The organism is Aquirufa beregesia (assembly GCF_011090385.1).
Taxonomy (GTDB): domain Bacteria; phylum Bacteroidota; class Bacteroidia; order Cytophagales; family Spirosomataceae; genus Aquirufa; species Aquirufa beregesia.
Window position 1 is genome coordinate 206,633 of the sequence record NZ_SEWW01000001.1, and the last position, 17,089, is coordinate 223,721.

12 protein-coding genes and 1 tRNA gene are annotated in these 17,089 nt (G+C 36.7%); 7 read left to right on the forward strand and 6 right to left on the reverse strand.

The genetic code is table 11. From position 1 onward, the window contains the following. Window positions 1-6: 6 nt before the first annotated feature. The 6 genes from sov (at window position 7) to EWU23_RS00935 (ending at window position 10,716) form a co-directional block, all read left to right on the forward strand. Entirely contained in the window at window positions 7-7,128 is a 7,122-nt protein-coding gene (gene sov, locus EWU23_RS00910; protein ID WP_317164281.1) for a T9SS outer membrane translocon Sov/SprA, read from the forward strand. A 75-nt stretch (window positions 7,129-7,203) separates the two neighbouring features. Continuing rightward, entirely contained in the window at window positions 7,204-7,584 is a 381-nt protein-coding gene (gene gcvH, locus EWU23_RS00915) for a glycine cleavage system protein GcvH (protein WP_166227886.1), read from the forward strand. Window positions 7,585-7,628: 44 nt separating this feature from the next. Continuing rightward, window positions 7,629-8,912 carry a dihydroorotase gene (locus EWU23_RS00920; protein ID WP_166227888.1) on the forward strand — a complete coding sequence of 428 codons (1,284 nt, stop codon included), beginning with the start codon at window positions 7,629-7,631 and terminating at the stop codon, window positions 8,910-8,912. A gap of 1 nt (window position 8,913) precedes the next feature. Next, window positions 8,914-9,435, forward strand: a complete 522-nt coding sequence (locus EWU23_RS00925; protein ID WP_166227890.1) for a hypothetical protein — start codon at window positions 8,914-8,916, stop codon at window positions 9,433-9,435. 4 nt (window positions 9,436-9,439) lie between these two features. Next, window positions 9,440-9,985 (forward strand): DUF4199 domain-containing protein, encoded by a 546-nt coding sequence (locus EWU23_RS00930; RefSeq protein WP_166227892.1) that lies wholly within the window; start codon window positions 9,440-9,442, stop codon window positions 9,983-9,985. 5 nt (window positions 9,986-9,990) lie between these two features. Next, a complete protein-coding gene (locus tag EWU23_RS00935) occupies window positions 9,991-10,716 on the forward strand; it encodes an ABC transporter permease (protein ID WP_166227894.1) in 726 nt (241 codons plus the stop codon). Here the strand turns inward: EWU23_RS00935 and EWU23_RS00940 are convergent. From EWU23_RS00940 to EWU23_RS00965, 6 genes are read right to left on the reverse strand one after another with little or no spacing between them, the layout of a single operon-like run. Next, window positions 10,702-11,319, reverse strand: coding sequence for an ABC transporter ATP-binding protein (locus tag EWU23_RS00940; protein WP_166227896.1), 618 nt, complete (start codon window positions 11,317-11,319; stop codon window positions 10,702-10,704). The two genes, EWU23_RS00935 and EWU23_RS00940, sit on opposite strands and share 15 nt — an antisense overlap. A gap of 11 nt (window positions 11,320-11,330) precedes the next feature. Then, window positions 11,331-12,101, reverse strand: coding sequence for an acyl-ACP--UDP-N-acetylglucosamine O-acyltransferase (lpxA, locus tag EWU23_RS00945; RefSeq protein WP_166227898.1), 771 nt, complete (start codon window positions 12,099-12,101; stop codon window positions 11,331-11,333). An 8-nt stretch (window positions 12,102-12,109) separates the two neighbouring features. Further along, a complete protein-coding gene (locus EWU23_RS00950; RefSeq protein ID WP_166227900.1) occupies window positions 12,110-13,504 on the reverse strand; it encodes a bifunctional UDP-3-O-[3-hydroxymyristoyl] N-acetylglucosamine deacetylase/3-hydroxyacyl-ACP dehydratase in 1,395 nt (464 codons plus the stop codon). 17 nt (window positions 13,505-13,521) lie between these two features. Continuing rightward, on the reverse strand, window positions 13,522-14,547 hold the full coding sequence (gene lpxD / locus EWU23_RS00955; protein ID WP_166227901.1) for a UDP-3-O-(3-hydroxymyristoyl)glucosamine N-acyltransferase: 1,026 nt from the start codon (window positions 14,545-14,547) through the stop codon (window positions 13,522-13,524). A gap of 46 nt (window positions 14,548-14,593) precedes the next feature. Continuing rightward, window positions 14,594-15,838: an HD domain-containing protein gene (locus tag EWU23_RS00960; RefSeq protein WP_166227903.1), complete on the reverse strand. Its 1,245-nt coding sequence runs from the start codon at window positions 15,836-15,838 to the stop codon at window positions 14,594-14,596. Between the two features lie 3 nt (window positions 15,839-15,841). Next, a complete protein-coding gene (locus EWU23_RS00965; protein ID WP_166227905.1) occupies window positions 15,842-16,555 on the reverse strand; it encodes a DUF1003 domain-containing protein in 714 nt (237 codons plus the stop codon). Between the two features lie 117 nt (window positions 16,556-16,672). Here EWU23_RS00965 and EWU23_RS00970 point away from each other — a divergent pair. After that, window positions 16,673-16,746, forward strand: a tRNA-Ile gene (locus EWU23_RS00970). The last annotated feature ends 343 nt before the right edge of the window (window positions 16,747-17,089 follow it).

Consider the following 17,089-nt stretch of genomic DNA (forward strand, 5'->3'; position numbering starts at 1 on the left):
ATAATTGTGCATAGACATTTTGCATCTCGTGTTCTGATTGCGTTATTGGCTTTTTTGCTACTTACCTGGGTAGTGGAAGGGGTTCCTACCTATACGAATACGTTTTTTGCAGAAGATACTACCTTAGAAAAAAGTGGAAAAAGGCCAAGGTTTAACCTTAAGTCAATCAATCCTTTTAGTGTATTCCAAAACCAGTCGAAATCTCCTTTTTCTATTTATTCAATCAAAGGAGCTAAGACTTCCTTAACTTTTCAGGAACAAAATCAATTAGTTCAATCTCAACAATTGGGTAATATAGCGGTACAGCCTGTTAGGCCCTTTTCCTTCCAAGAATATGCAAGAGAGCAAGACCGACAAGTCAATAGGAGTTTTTGGAATGCCTATTCAAAAAGTTTAGATGGAAGTAGTTCTTTACAATCTCGAGGTCTATTTCCTAAAATAGAATTACCACCTGCCATAGACCGTATTTTTGGGGGCAATGAGGTCTATTTTAAGCCTAATGGTAGTTTATTGTTGGACATCGGTTATATGGGGCAGTTTGTGGATAATCCTGCTATTCCTGTTCAATTGCGCTATGTAGGAAATTTGTTTTTTAATGAACAGGCGCAAATTAACTTTCAAGGGAAAATTGGCGAAAAACTGAATTTGAATACCAATTTTGATACAAAGGCTAGTTTTAACTTTCAAAACCAACTAAAATTAAACTGGAAGACCCAGGAAGAAGATATTTTACAAAATATTGAATTAGGGAATACATCCTGGACGCTGAATTCCCAACTGATTCCAGGAGTTCAAAATTTGTTTGGTTTAAAGACTTTAATGAGGTTTGGGAACTTGGATGTGACTGTAGTGGCAGCTCAGCAACGTTCCAAACAAGATTGTATTACCTTAAAAGGAGGAGCACAAGGTAAATCCTTTGAGATACGAGCGGATCAGTACGATGAAAATAGACATTTTTTCTTATCAAGCTATTTTAGAAGTCAGTATGAACAGGCATTAAAAAATGTGCCTATGCTATCCTCAGGTATTAGCATTACCCGGGTAGAAGTTTATGTAACCAATAGAACACAGAGTACTGAGACCCTTCGAAACCTAATTTCCCTTTCAGATTTAGGAGAATCTGCCCCATATAGTGCCAATAATCCGACCTTAAGTCCCATCATTCCCAACCAACCAGTTGATAATAAAAACAATGGCTTGTATGATAAATTGGTGAATGACGCTGAAATTAGAAAATCTGATCAGGCCTCTTATCGATTGGAATCTGCATATAATTTACAGAGAGGGACAGATTTCGATATGTTGAAAGGCGCCAAACGATTGAATGAAAGAGAATTTAAATTTCATCCAACCTTAGGTTATTTATCCTTGGTATCACCTCTAAGAAATGACGAAGTATTGGCGGTAGCTTATGAGTACACTTTAAATGGTAGAAAATACAAGGTGGGTGAGTTGACAGAAGATTATCAAGCAAGAAGAGATGACGAGGTGTTGGTGTTGAAAATGCTTAAATCCTCCACCATCCGTAATAATTTGTATCATCCCATGTGGGATTTGATGATGAAGAATATTTATTCATTGAATACTAATGGTTTAGCTAAGCAAAATTTTCAGTTACGCATTGTATACAAGGATGATGCTACGGGTATTGATAATTCCAATTTGATTGAAGGTGAAAAATTAAAGGATATTCCTTTAGTGAAGGTATTGGGCTTGGACAAATTGAATTTTGCAGGTGATCCTCAACCGGACGGAAACTTTGACTTTGTGGAAGACTTAACCATCGATGCCAAAAATGGACGTATTATCTTTCCTGTTTTAGAGCCATTTGGTCGGGATTTGAAATCTCATTTTGGTCCGACGGAGTCCAATTTGGTCAGCAAATACGTTTTTGATGAGCTATACCGTAAGACTCAATCAGATGCATTGCAATTAGCAGGTAAAAATAAGTTCTTTCTGAAAGGTTCTTTCCAATCAGGCATGGGTAGTGATATTATGTTGCCTTTTGGAGTCGAAGCTAAATCTGTTACCGTTTCTGCTGGTGGGCAATTACTTACTTCTGGTACTGATTTTATTGTAGAAGGGATGTCTGGAAGGGTAAAAATTATCAATGAAAGTATCTTTTCTTCAGGCAGAGAGTTGAAGATTTGTTATGAGAAGCCAGATTTGTTTTCCAACCAGGTACGTACTTTATTGGGGACTCGTTTAGATTATAATTTAGGTTCGGATTTTCATTTAGGAGCTACGTTTCAAAATATGAGTGAAAGTCCTCCGGCATTCTTTCGTCGTGTAGCTATTGGAAATGAACCCGTAAATAATACCTTGATTGGCTTTGATGCCAGTTTATTCCGTAAATCTAATGCCATTACACGTGCTTTAGATGCATTGCCTATAGTATCGACTAAAGAGGCATCGGTTATTGATTTTCAAGGTGAGGTAGCTAAATTAATTCCTAATGTCAATGATCGCGTTCAAGGAAATGCCTTTATCGATGATTTTGAAGCGGCTCGCGTTGTTTACAATTTTTCTTCTCAGCCGACACTTTGGAAACCTGCTTCAACGCCTAAGGAGTTTATCATAGGCAATCCCAGAGATTTAACTTCTAATTTCAAACGTGCCAAGATTTCTGCCTACAATGTGGATGCCAGTATTTATGGGCAAGGTGGTTTTGGTTTAGATATTCCAGGTATAGATCCCAATAAAGTTAATGCGTATGCTTACGAAAGGGTTGTTACTCCCAAGGGATTATTTCCCAATAAAGACTTTGCCAATAATATCACCAATTTGCCTTTAGGGGTTTTAGATGTAGCCTATTTCCCTCAAGAAAGAGGTATTTATAACTTTAATACAAACTTGACATCCAAAGGACTTTTGGCAGGAGATCCCAAAAATAATTTTGGAGCCATTACAAGGGCAATCAATTCAGATACGGATTTTGATAATGCCAATGTGGAGCAGATTGAGTTTTGGTTAATGAACCCTTTTGTAGCTGGGGAGCAAGGCAAGGTACGTGATGGCATTTTGAATAAGAATAATGAAACAGGGGGAAAGCTGGTATTCCATCTAGGAGATATTTCAGAAGACTTTATTCCTGATGGCTTTTCCAACTTTGAAAATGGGATTCCAGCAGGAGAGAAAATAACTTCTGGACCTTCTCAAAATGTGGAGGTAACCCAATGGGGTATAGCACCGAAAAGACAGTTTGTAATCAATGCATTTGATAATCAAGCCGGTCGGTCTACACAAGATGTAGGATTAGACGGATTATCCAATCAGGTTTCTGAAGGTACTAGTGTTTCAGAAGAGACCTATTTCAAAGAATATTTGAACCAAATTCGTACCAAGGTTAGCGATCAAACTGCCCTCACTAAATTAGTGAAAGACCCTGCAGGTGACGACTTTGATTATTATTTGAATGAGAAGTTCAATGGTACAGAAAGTTTGATTGAGCGCTATAAGAATTTCATGGGGCTGGAAAATAATTCACCTACTACCGCCAATCCAAGTAATACGAACTTTACGGAAGCCAATAGTATGGTTCCTGATCGGGAAGATTTAAACACGGATAATACCGTGAATGAAGTAGAATCGTACTTTAAATATGAAGTGGATTTGAAATCTGGTCAATTGGAAGTAGGTAAAGGGTATATCGTGGATCGAGTGACAGAGAATGGTGTAGATTGGTATTTATTCCGTATTCCGATCAAGGATAAACCTACAGCAGTAGGAGGAATGAATAGTTTTAAATCCATTCGTTTTTTCCGCATGTTACTGACTCAATTCCAAGAACCAGTTGTATTGCGTTTTGCACAATTACAGCTGTCGGGTTATTCCTATCGTAAGTTTTTAGGAGATTTAGATAAGAAAAATGGAGTAGATATTCCAGAGGCTTATGATGCCAAGTTTAAAGTGTCCTCCGTTAACATTGAAGAAAATGGTCCAGCTTCTAAAGGCACCAATACAATTCCTTATGTAGTTCCTCCTGGTTTTGTGCGTGATCAAGATATTACCACCATTAATAATGCGCGTTTAAACGAACAATCCATGAGTTTGTGTGTGGATAATTTACGACCAGGAGATGCTCGTGCCGTATTTAAAAACACCAATTTTGACTTTATCAATTATAAACGACTTCGCATGTTTATTTCCATGCAAAGTCAAGATCAAATCAATGGTAAAGTAGCGGCATTTATCCGTATAGGGACAGACTTAACGGATAATTACTATGAAGTTCAATCCGTTGGGTTAACTCAAACTCAAAAAGGCCAAAGTTTGGATTTGGAGATTTGGCCAATGGAAAATGAGTTTGATATTGAGTTCGATTTGTTAAAGCGGGCCAAAATGGAGCGCGATAAGCAAGGGAAATCGTTGAATGAACGCTTCTCGGTTCTCATGACAAGTTCATCAGGAAAGCAGTATAAAGTGACTGTCATGGGTAGGCCTGATCAAAGTGCCAGCATGACCATGATGATTGGTATGCGAAATATTAGTACGGATGGTCCTAAGAGTTTTTGTATTTGGGTGAATGAATTGAGAGCTTCTGATTTTGATCAAACATCTGGAGAAGCAGCAGTAGGTAAATTGGGCTTAAAACTTGCTGATTTAGGAACCGTGATGATGAACGGTAGTTTCAAGAATTATGGTTTTGGAGGAGTACAATCGAAAATTTCGGATCGTTCACGTGAGAATTACGTAGAATATGGCATTACTGCTAATTTAAATTTGGAGAAATTTTTACCTGCGAGCTGGGGTTTCCGTATTCCATTTTTTATTACCTACGATAAGCGCAATATCTCACCTCAATTTGACCCACTAGATCCAGATATATTCTTATCTAATGCTTTAGAAACCAAGGGAGCAGGCTATGCTAAATTAGTGGAAGATAATACGGAGCGACGCGGGTTTAACTTTACCAATGTGCGTAAAGTCAAGAGTAATTTGTCTAAACGAGCCTATTTGTGGGATTTTTCAAATTTCACATTCTCCTATGCTTATTCTGAGATGCTCCGGTCGAGTACCATGATACATGCATATCAACAGTACAGTCAGCGGGCAAGTATCTTGTATTCCTTCACCACCAATAGTGCTTTTTGGGAGCCCTTTAACAAATGGAATACCAGCTCAGCTTGGTTAGATATCATCAAAGATTTTAATATTAATTGGAAGCCTAGTTCTTTTACTGTTAGGGCAGAAATGGACCGTAGTTTTATAAAAACTCAATTAAGAAATCAAGATTTGAATATCATTGGGGTGGCCCCTCAATTTGAAAAATATTGGTTCTTTAATCGCCAATATGCGTTGAATTGGAATTTGACAAAAAGTGTCATTTTCAATTATAATACCATGGTGAATGCCATCATTGATGAGCCTATTGGTGATATTGATACTCAAGCCAAGAGAGATTCCGTGATGAATAACATAAAGTCTTTTGGAAGGGCTAAGAATTTTGATCAACAGGCAGGTATCGTTTGGCGATTACCACTTCAAAAGCTTCCTCTGACAGATTGGATGAATGCGGATTATACCCACCGAATCGGTTATAATTATTATGCCAATTCGTTCAATATTCGAGATTCCTTAAATTTGCCTTTTGGAAATATTATTAAAAATACGCGAGAAAGAGCGATTAGTGGAAAAGTGGATTTCGTGTCTTTATACAATCGAATTAGAGCATTAAGATGGGCTAATACGCCGGCAGCAACGGGTAAAAATGTAGCTAGAAATCCTGGTGATGAAGAGGAAATTGCCATTCCAAGTAAATCGGTCTTGAAAACCTTTGCTCGTTTATTTTTAACCCTTCGCGGTATACAGGTTAATTATTCCGTCAATGAGTCAACCACCTTACCTGGTTTCTTACAACAACCAGGATTGTTTGGATTAAATGGAAATACCTCAGCGCCTGGTTTGGATTTTGTTAGTGGCGGACAAGATGATGGCATTCGTTTTAAAGCCGCTCAAGAGGGTTGGTTGACCAAGAGTACGGTTCAAAATGTGCCTTTTACTCAATTGAGAAATACCAAATTCAGTTATATTACTCAATTAGAGCCCAATAAGGATTTACGTATTCAGTTAGAAGGAAATTACAATCGAGGAGATAATTACCAAGAATTTTTTAGGCCAACCAGTGTAGGCGGGAAATTTGTTAGTCAGAACCCTTTACGGTCGGGTAATTATTCCATGTCCTTTTTGTCCTTTTTAACAGCATTTAAAGACCCACAATTGGTTTTTGATGAATTTAGAAGTAATCGGGATGTTTTATTAGCCCGACTCAATAGAGCTAAAGCAGCAGATGGTAGTTATAATATCAATTCCCAAGATGTATTAATTCCTTCCTTCTTTGCCGCCTATTCAGGTGTTTCGGCTCAAACAGTTAAGTATTCTCCTTTTTATGATATTCCTTTACCTAACTGGAAGGTGGATTATAATGGTATTAATTTAATGCCTTGGCTCAAAAAGAAATTCAGTTCATTTACCATTACACACATGTATTCCAGTACCTATAACGTGGGTAACTTCATTTCATCATTGGAATATGGGCAGTTTGAAAATGATTATGTCAACTTAACCTTGAATAGTTTATTGTACCCATTGTCTTCTCGTTTTGACTCTAAAACCAATACGTTAATTCCTGTCTATGTGATGAGTACGATCTCTTTCTCTGAAAGATTTTCACCTTTAATCGGTTTTAATGCGATCACCAAAAGTCGGGTTTCTTTGCGTTTGGAATATAATCAAGATCGAAATGTCGGTTTGAATTTATCGAATTCCCAAGTAGCGGAATTGTCTAATAAAGATTTCACAGTTTCCATTGGCTTTACACGAGCTAATATGTTAATTCCATTTAAGATTAATGGAGCCTTTGTTCGATTGCCGAATGATTTAAGATTTAACATGAATTTAACTATCCGTGATACGCGGACTTTACAAAGAAAATTGGATGCTGAGACAATTGTGACTCAAGGGTTTATCAATTTCCAGTTTAGACCGCAAATAACGTATTCCATCAATAATAAATTATCTGTGACAGCTTATTTCGATAAAATGATGAATAATCCACTAGTTTCAAATTCATTCTACCGCTCTACTGTGGCAGGAGGATTCCAGATACGATATAGTTTATCAGAATAGTAAAAAGGATGTAAATTCGATTTGCAAAAAATGAGAACTTTAATGACCTTTGCGTAACAAATTAAACATAAGAATATGAATTTTCCAGAACAATTAAAATATACCCAAGAGCACGAGTGGATACGTTTAGAAGGAGATGTAGCCATCGTAGGAATTACAGATTTTGCACAAAGTGAGTTGGGAGATATCGTTTTTGTTGAAGTGGAAACAGTAGGAAAAAGCATCGCTAAAGATGCCGTATTCGGAACTGTTGAAGCTGTAAAAACAGTTTCTGATCTGTTTTTACCAGTTGCAGGAGAAGTAATCGAGTTTAATACTGCCTTAAATACTAGTCCAGAATTAATCAATTCAGACCCTTATGGTGAAGGTTGGATCGTGAAATTAAAACCCAATAATTTAGGTGATTTATCTGAATTAATGGATGTAGCCACCTATAAATCATTTGTTGCACATTGATTTTAAAACCCTGATTTTCAGGGTTTTTTTTTATACCAAAGGCCATGCGCATTTTATTTAAATCTGTTTTAATTTTAGATAGTACTTCGTCCTATTTTCAGCAAAAAGTTGATTTATTGTCAGAAAATGGAATTTGGAAGGAAATAGCTCCTTCCATCACTAGCCCTGCTGATACGAAGATCGACTGTGAAAATCTTCGTTGGTATCCTTCTGTCATAGATTTGCGTGTACATCATACATTGCCAGGAGGAGAATTCAAAGAAGATTGGAGTTCCTTGAAGTCGGCTGCTATACGAGGCGGAGTTTTAGATTTGGTCCTTTTGCCTACAGGAAATCCTGTTCCTCAACAAGCTGAAGCTATTCAATTCATTCGGAATCAGTCTTCTGAGCTTAGTTATTTTCCAATAGCTCCACTGACACTAGATAATAAGGGCGATAATTTTACGGATTTATACGATTTACATCAGGCAGGAGCTCATTGGTTTAGTCATGGTTCGGGTTCTTTACAGAATACTGATTTGATGGTCAAATGTTTACAATATCTTCAGACTTTACCAGTTACCTTGGTTTCTAGGCCTATTTCGGAGGGCTTATCTCTGTATGGACAAATCCATGAAGGACTTCAAAGTACCCTAATGGGTTTAAAAGGTATTCCCGTTTTAGCGGAAACACTTTCCATCAAGCGGGACCTAGATTTATTACGGTATGTGCAAAGCAATAGCTTTGGGAATGGGAGTGAGGGTTTTAAACTTCATTTTTCTTGTCTATCCAGTAAAGAATCTGTGGATCTAATTAGACAAGCGAAACAAGAAGGATTACCTATTTCCGCGGATGTCGCTATTCATCAATTGATTTTTACAGAAGAAGATTTAGCTGATTTTGATACAAATAAAAAGGTCAATCCTCCCTTTAGAACCCAAGAAGATCAGGATGCACTTTGGAATGGACTACAAGATGGAACAATAGATGCCATTGTATCTGACCACCATCCTATTGAAGTTGAAATGAAGGAGATCGAATTTGATCAAGCAAGTTTTGGTGTGGTGGGTTTGGAAACGTTACTTCCGGCTCTTTTACAAGCTGCCAATCAAAGAAATATTAATGCCATTGATACCTGGTTACATCATGGACCAGCTAAATTAATGGGAATTGATGCTGCGAAATTGTCAGTGAATTTTCCTTCTAAAGGTGTTTTGGTGGCTGAAAAGCAAGTTGAATACCAAGAATCCATGATTTTAAGTAAATCGAAAAACTCGGCATTTTTAAATCATACATTTGACCATCAGATAGTAGGAGTGGTAAACGGTCTATTTTATACCTCATTTTAATATGTTCATACACCTCAAACGCTTACCAGAATTGGTCGTAGCAGCTCTGTTGGTATTTGGCTTAATTTTGGTTTATTGCTATGTATTAAATCAAAATGGTATTATTCCTATAGGTGGTAAAAAGGCCCCTAGTTATGTGATTGTCTTATTTTTTCAGTGGTTTTTGGTTCAAAAAGGAGTAAAACAAAGAGGTAATAATTCGGTTCATTTTCTACATTTATTCGTGTACCAATATGTCTTTGTTATTCTAGTAGGCATATTTACTTTTAGTTTTTTTCATTGGTTTTTTCAATCAAATGCAGGTTTAGCTATTTTAAATGAATATATTCGATTAAACTTAGTTGAACTAGCTCAATATCAGAAAGTTATCGTTCAGCAAGAAGGTCAATCATATTTTTTAGAATTGAAAAATAGTATATCCCAAATTAATGCATACAGCATTGCTAAGGATGATTTTTTTCAAAAAATATCTTTGTCATTTTTACCCAATCTACTTATTTCATTGTACTACAAACGTTCTTAAATCTATGGAAAATCAAATAGACTCAACTCCTTCATCATCCCTAATTGCTTTAAAATGGGGCTTGATAGGAGGGACATTAAGTTTTTTGTTTACTTTATTAACTAAGTACACGGGATTAGAAGATCAATTTTCAGAGTCTCTTGGTTGGATAACATTTTTGGCTACTTTGTTGATTGATACGTCAATTTTATTTCTAACATTGAAAGAATTTCGAGAGCAAAACGGTGGATATTTAGGATATAGCCAAGGTTTGGGCGTTTCTAGCTTGTTAGGAGCTATTTGGGGCTTAGCTGCAGGGGCTTATAATTACATTTATTTGAATTTTATTGATCCTACTGTACTTCAAAAGCAATTGGATATTGCTCGTGAGAAGATGGAGGAGCAAGGTTTGACTGAAAGTCAAATATCAGAAGCCATGAAAGTATCATCCATGATGATGGGGCCAGGTGTACAATTTGTACTGATTGTTTTGATGTCTACCTTATTTTTGTTTTTACTGGGCTTAATTGTTTCAGCTATTTTAAAGAAAGAAAAACCATTTTTTGAGTAAGAGATATGTGGGCCATTGTTCAAAAAGAGTACCAATCGTTTTTCAGTTCATTTATTGGTCTAGGGCTCATGTTGGCTTTTTATTTGCTGACAGGCTTATACACATGGGTATTTGAAGGAAATGTATTGGACTTTGGATTTGCTGAATTAAGCGTTTTTTTTGAATTAGCCCCTTGGTTTTTCTTGTTCTTTATACCAGCTTTGAGCATGCGTTTGTTTTCGGAGGAATATGCCTTGAAAACCTATGATTTGCTCCGTTCTTTGCCCGTTTCTGATTGGGATATACTCATAGGAAAGGTGATTGGGACTTTTGCAGTAGTACTTACTTCACTAATACCAACACTTTTTTTTGTGTATTCCTTAGGCAGTTTAGGAAGTCCTGAAGGTAATTATGATTCAACCTTAATTCTAGGAGGCTACATTTCTATCAGTTTATTGGGATTAGCCTTCGTGTGTTTAAGTGCCTTGGCTTCCTCATTGGCCAATAAACAAGCGTTGGCCTTTGTGCTCGGTGTAGCTTTCAATTTTGTATTTTGGCAAGGTCCTCAAGAGCTGGCTTTGATTCCCTTTTTTGCTAGTCTGGATGTCGATTTATATAGTCTGAATTTTCATTATAGAAATATATCAAAAGGGGTATTAGGAGTAGCTGATGTTGCCTATTTTGCTGGATTCAACTTAGTGGTTTTGGGCCTACTTTTGTTTCGTTTGAAACGACTTTTATTTAAAGTCTAGTATAGAAATACGATGTTGGCATAAATTAATTTCAGCCGCTTCATTCGAAGCAATGATGATCAATTGATTACTTTGTTCCTTAATTTTTTGATAAAACCAGTTTTTTGCTTTTTCGTCCAAATTGGTGGTAGGTTCATCGAAAAACATACATGGTTTATCAGCCATGAGCGCAATTCCCAATTTGATTTTTTGACGCATTCCAGAGGAATAGTTCTTAATGTATTTGGATTTATCGGGTTGTAATTCAATATATTCCTGAAATTGAGCCAGGCTTAGCTGAGCGGGTAATGCTTTTAATTGAATCAGGAAGTTCAATAGTTCTGATAAAGTAAATTCTTCAATCAATTCTACATAGGGGGCAGCATAAGAAATCAGGGAATGACATTGATCCGATTCTATACTGGAAAAGTCTTCATGTAGAAAGGTAACTTGTCCTTTAGTAGGGAGAGAATATTGGGCTAATATTCGTAGAAGCGTGGATTTTCCTGAACCATTGGGGCCAGTTAAGGCATAGGATTGACCGGATTCAAATTGATAGGAAAAGGAGCGAACGACCCATTCTTGACGGAATTTTTTTTCAACATGTTCGGCAAGAATTTTCATGAATTGATTCGTTATCCTTTCATGATTCCGCGTTCGGAGCTACGAATAAAGGAAAGTATTTCATCTCTTTCTAAAGAGGGGCTTATTTGTTCTTCTATTTCACTTAAGGCCGTTTGAATATTCAAGCCTTTTTGATACACATATCGGTAGATCTCCTGAATGTCAGCAATTTGAGCATCTGTGAAATTTCGTCTTCGTAAACCCACGGAATTTATACCTGCATAAGTAAGCGGTTCTCTACCTGATTTGGTATAAGGAGGAACATCTTTACGTACAAGTGACCCACCTGAAATCATGACGTGTTTACCGATACTGGCGAACTGATGTATAGCAGTAGATCCACCAATGATAGCAAATTCACCTACCGTGACATGTCCAGCCATTTGAACTGAATTAGCCAAAATACAATTGTCGGCTATTTGACAATCATGTGCAATATGAACGTAGGCCATGATTAAACAATTTTTACCTACTACCGTGCGGTCTTTATCAACCGTACCCCGATTGATGGTAACACATTCTCGGATAGTGCAATTATCTCCAATTTCAGCTGTTGTTTTTTCACCACCAAATTTTAAATCTTGAGGAATGGCAGAAATAACGGCCCCAGGAAAAATACGTACATTTTTACCAATTCGAGCGCCAGGAAAAATAGTTACATTGGATCCAATCCACGTTCCATCACCGATTTCCACATCTCCGTGTATCATGGTAAATGGATCGATTGTCACATTTTGGCCAATTTTTGCGGATGGATCTATATGTGTAAGCGGATATGTCATGGGTACGATTATGATTTTCTAACTAAACTAGCGGTCATTTCTGCTTCACAAACAACTTGTCCGGCTACATAAGCCTTCCCCGTCATTTTAGCGATTCCTCTTCTAATAGGAGAGATTAATTCACATCGAAAGATAACAGTATCTCCAGGAATTACGCTTTTTCTAAATCGACAATTTTCTATGCCAACTAAATAAGGCCAATAGTTTTCAGGATCAGGAACGGAGCTTAGTACCAAAATACCACCCGTTTGAGCCATAGCTTCTACTTGCATCACACCTGGCATTACCGGATTATTTGGAAAATGGCCCATGAAATAACTTTCATTCATGGTAACATTTTTGATTCCTATCACACTGTTTTCATCCAAATAGGTGATTTTATCAATCATTTGGAAAGGATAGCGGTGCGGTAATAACTCATAAATTCGTTCGTGTGAACAAATGGGAGGTTGCTTAGGATCGTAAACAGGTACTTTATTTTTCTCTGTTTCTAGCATTAATTTCTTAATCTTTTTAGCCAGCTCTACGTTTGAGGCATGCCCCGGCCTAGATGCAAGAATTTGAGCTTTAATAGGTCTACCTACTAAGGCTAGGTCACCCATCACATCCAATAATTTATGGCGGGCCATTTCATTATTATAGTGCAAGTTGGTATTGTTTAAGATACCGACTTCTTTGGAGATGCTTACTTTGGGTTTACCTAATACTTCAGATAAATGAGATAATTCTTTTTCTGAATAGTCGCGATCTGCAATGACAATGGCATTACTTAAATCACCACCTTGGATTAAACCCGCTTTATAAAGCACTTCTAATTCATGCACAAAACAGAATGTTCTGCACATTGCAAATTGCTCTTTAAATTGAGAAACGTGGGTTAAATTCGCATGTTGACTGGATAGGAATTTAGAATTATAATCCACCATAACAGCTATTCGGTAATCATTTAAGGGGAGTGCAGCTAATTCAATGCCCTTATCTAAGTCTTTAAAACGAACTTCTTCTGGTAGTTCAAAGAATTTACGATGTGCTTCTTGCTCTAAAGGAATGGCTTCTTCTAAGGCTTCTACAAATTTGATGGAACTTCCATCCATGATAGGTGGTTCTGGACCATCTAGTTGTATGAGGATATTATCAATTTCCATGCCCACCATTGCCGCTAACACATGTTCTACCGTGTTAATACGCGCGCCATTATGCTCGATGGTGGTACCTCTAGATGTATCTACAACATAATCAACATCAGCGTCTGCAATAGGTTGATCGGGTAAATCGGTACGTTGAAACTTAATACCGTGATTAGCTGGTGCTGGTAAAAAAGTCATATTGGCAGTGACGCCAGTATGGAGACCCACTCCGCTTAGAGTGACAGATTTACTAATGGTGTGTTGCTTATTGTTCATACGAATCTAATGTCCATTTACTCAACAACTTTTATCGTTTGATTTATTTTTTCAAACAAGTCTGGTAATTGACGAATAAGTGCATTTCTTTTTAAATAATCTACATTAGGAGAGGCTGGAGTACCTCCTAGTGTTTGACCAGGGGTTTTAACGGTTTTGGTAACTCCTGATTGAGCTGTAACAATCGTGTTGGGAGCAATGCTAATGTGGCCCGCTACCCCAACTTGCCCACCTATTAAACAATGGTCTCCAATTTTGGAAGAACCCGATATCCCCACTTGTGCGGCTATGGCAGTATTTTGGCCAACTTCCACATTGTGAGCAATTTGTACTAAATTGTCTATTTTAGAGCCTTTGCCAATCTTAGTCGAGCCCATCGTAGCTCGATCGATGGTGGTATTGGCACCTATACTTACATGATCTTCAATCACGACATTTCCCAATTGAGGAATACTGGTAAACGATCCGTCTGGCTGTGGGGCAAACCCAAAGCCATCTGAACCTATTACGGCATTGGCATGAATGGTACAGTGGTTTCCAATTTTTGAGTCAGAATATATGATTACACCTGGGTATAAGACGCAATTTTCGCCAATTTCAACGTTTGCGCCTATACTGACATTGTTCATGATTCGTGTTCCCGAACCAATTTTGGCATTCCGATTTATGCTGGTGAATGTTCCTACATAAATATTATCCCCTAATGTGGCGCTTGAATCAATGAAAGAAGGGTTTTGAATGCCCGTTTCATTAGAAGCCATCATTTCCTGATATTTTTGCAATAAAACAGTAAATGATAAATAGGGATCAGCTACGCGAATTAAAGTAGCTAATGGTTTCTTTCTTAGTGCTTGATCTTCTGAAATGATGATGGCCGTAGCCTTAGAATCATATAAAAAAGATTCGTATTTGGGATTGGCTAAAAATGAAATGGTACCTGATTTCCCTTCTTCTATTTTGCTGAAATCGGATATAATATCAGCTCCATTCCCATCTACTGTTCCATGAATTAGTCCGGCAATTTGATCAACAGTAAATTTCATGCAGGGATGAATTGATTTTCAGGTAATAATGGAATTAGGTACGCAATCAACGTAATTCGCCTTGCAAATATACGCTCTTTGGGCAACAAAAATAGTATTTTTTTACAATCTTACTTAATGCTTGGATGGTCGGTAAGTCAGATGCTTCGAGTAACTCGACAACCTGACCTTGTTTATCGACCATTTTGATGGTATTGTCTCCTTGTATGTAAGCAGCATTACTCGTAGAACCATCCACAACAAAATAACCTACTTCATCGGCGGTAATACCTAGACTTTTTTGAATCATTTGTTCAATTTCTAGTTTTTTCGTTCTTGGAATGGGCTGGCTTCCTAATTTACATGTAAATAATTTTCGTGTTAAAAATTGCTGGCATAGGTTTTTTAAGATGATATCCTCGGCCGATTTCCAGCTTTTTATGGCTGCCCAGACATCGTGGTCATCCAAATCGGTAAAAGCTACCAAAAGAGATTCTCTAGTAGAAAATTCTTCCCAAGTATATATTTTACTTAAAAAGGTAAATAAAGGGGTTGAACATTCTAATTGAATTCCAGAATTAATTAAATATTTGGCTCTTCGTAATATTTGAATCAACATGCTTTCAGCTGCAATGGCCGTTTTGTGTAAATACACTTGCCAATACATGAGTCTTCTTGCCATCAAGAAATTTTCAATGGAATAAATCCCTTTTTCCTCTAATACAAGCTTTTCATTGACTAAATCAAGCATAGATAATAGCCTTTCAGAGCCAATGAATCCCTCCCTTACACCAGTATAAAAGGAATCTCTACTTAGGTAATCTAAACGGTCCACATCCAATTGACTTGAAATTAATTGATGAAAAAATGGCCGGTGATATTTGTCTGAAAACATTTGAATAGCCAAATCTAATTTGCCTTCAAAATGTTTGTTTAGGGTAGCCATTAATAATTGAGATATAGCCTCATGATGGACATTCTCTAATAAGGTATATTCTAGCACATGTGAAAATGGACCATGACCAATATCATGCAATAAAATGGCTATTTCAGCAGCTTCTCTTTCCTCTTCTGAAATGGGGTAACCTTTAGCATGTAAATTATTCAATGCTTGGTCCATAAGGTGCATGGCTCCCAGAGCATGATGAAATCGAGTGTGATGTGCACCAGGATAGACAAACTCGGCTAAACCTAATTGTTTGATGCGTTTTAATCGCTGAAAATAAGGATGATCAATGAGCTTTAAAATGAATGGATTATTGATTTTGATGAATCCATAAATAGGGTCATTGATAATTTTAGTTGGGTACATAGTTTAGCGGACTTTCTTATCTTTTACCAAATTGGTTATTTCATTTAGCATTTCAACTTGGATATTTTGTATTTCTAGTAATTCCTGTTGTTGATGTGTCATTAAGTGATCTATTTTCTCATTCAACAATCTGATTTCTAATTCTGACTTTAAATTGATTAAATAATCTTTTTTGGATCTCTCCCGATCTCTTTCTTCTTGTCTATTTTGGCTCATCATAATCACAGGTGCTTGTAAGGAAGCAATACAGGATAAAATCAGATTCAATAGAATAAAAGGGTAGGGGTCAAATCCTTTGTTTATAAACACATACACATTGACCAAAATCCAAAGGGCTAAAAATACGAAGAAGGAAATGATAAAACGCCAACTTCCTCCAAAGGAAGCTACTTTATCGGCAATTTTTTGACCAGTAGTTAATTCACCAAAATCCTCCATGTCTACCGCCTGAGTGATCAGTCGATGGTCTGCTTCATTTTTTAATACGACTTGTTCCAAGGCTGTCAAATCCCCCGTTTCTTTTTTTAGAAAATCAGACAAATAGATTTGCCTAAATATGTTTAGTTCAGTTAAAGCTAAATTACTTCCTGTTTTGAATTTGGGGTAGTCTCTTTGAATTAATTGTAAAATCCCCTCTTGGATATTACTCCCATTGACCATTTCGGAGATCGGGTAAATTTTCTTGGATAAATCACTGATGAATGTTTTTGTTTTCATTGTTTATACATGGAATGTTCCAAGCCAGTTTGAACCTTAAATTATAAATTTATAAAGGAAATTAGTTAAAAAGCTCTTGATTATTTAATTTTGCAGCTCGTTGAAGTAATTCAATGCGGACTTGTAGCTCAGTTGGTTAGAGCATCTGACTCATAATCAGGGGGTCCATGGTTCGAGCCCATGCTGGTCCACCCCAACTTTAAAACAATACCTTGGAAACGGGGTATTGTTTTTTTTTGCTTTTAATAATATGAAATGCTGAATTTTTGTCATTACCTAGATACGCTCCATGCGAATTATGGAATATTTTATTATTCGATTCTAGAACCGATTTTTAAACAAAATAATTTAAAAATAGCAGTGATCTGTTTCCATTTAAATGCATTACTAGTAAACTATTTTAAGTTTTATTAACAAATATGTTCTTTATTTAAAACAGTCTAATCACCTTATTAAATTAATTTAATATTTTTGCTAATCATTACCTGTGGTTCTGTTTTAAAATATAAGTATGCTACAAAAGTCAGTTCGGAC

What these genes read in the sequence shown, in the direction of transcription:
- EWU23_RS00950 (WP_166227900.1), bottom strand. Translation starts at nt 13,504, where the DNA reads ATGAACAATAAGCAACACACCATTAGTAAATCTGTCACTCTAAGCGGA.
- lpxD (WP_166227901.1), bottom strand. Translation starts at nt 14,547, where the DNA reads ATGAAATTTACTGTTGATCAAATTGCCGGACTAATTCATGGAACAGTA.
- EWU23_RS00960 (WP_166227903.1), bottom strand. Translation starts at nt 15,838, where the DNA reads ATGTACCCAACTAAAATTATCAATGACCCTATTTATGGATTCATCAAA.
- EWU23_RS00965 (WP_166227905.1), bottom strand. Translation starts at nt 16,555, where the DNA reads ATGAAAACAAAAACATTCATCAGTGATTTATCCAAGAAAATTTACCCG.
- EWU23_RS00925 (WP_166227890.1), top strand. Translation starts at nt 8,914, where the DNA reads ATGTTCATACACCTCAAACGCTTACCAGAATTGGTCGTAGCAGCTCTG.
- EWU23_RS00935 (WP_166227894.1), top strand. Translation starts at nt 9,991, where the DNA reads ATGTGGGCCATTGTTCAAAAAGAGTACCAATCGTTTTTCAGTTCATTT.
- EWU23_RS00930 (WP_166227892.1), top strand. Translation starts at nt 9,440, where the DNA reads ATGGAAAATCAAATAGACTCAACTCCTTCATCATCCCTAATTGCTTTA.
- EWU23_RS00940 (WP_166227896.1), bottom strand. Translation starts at nt 11,319, where the DNA reads ATGAAAATTCTTGCCGAACATGTTGAAAAAAAATTCCGTCAAGAATGG.
- lpxA (WP_166227898.1), bottom strand. Translation starts at nt 12,101, where the DNA reads ATGACATATCCGCTTACACATATAGATCCATCCGCAAAAATTGGCCAA.
- gcvH (WP_166227886.1), top strand. Translation starts at nt 7,204, where the DNA reads ATGAATTTTCCAGAACAATTAAAATATACCCAAGAGCACGAGTGGATA.
- EWU23_RS00920 (WP_166227888.1), top strand. Translation starts at nt 7,629, where the DNA reads ATGCGCATTTTATTTAAATCTGTTTTAATTTTAGATAGTACTTCGTCC.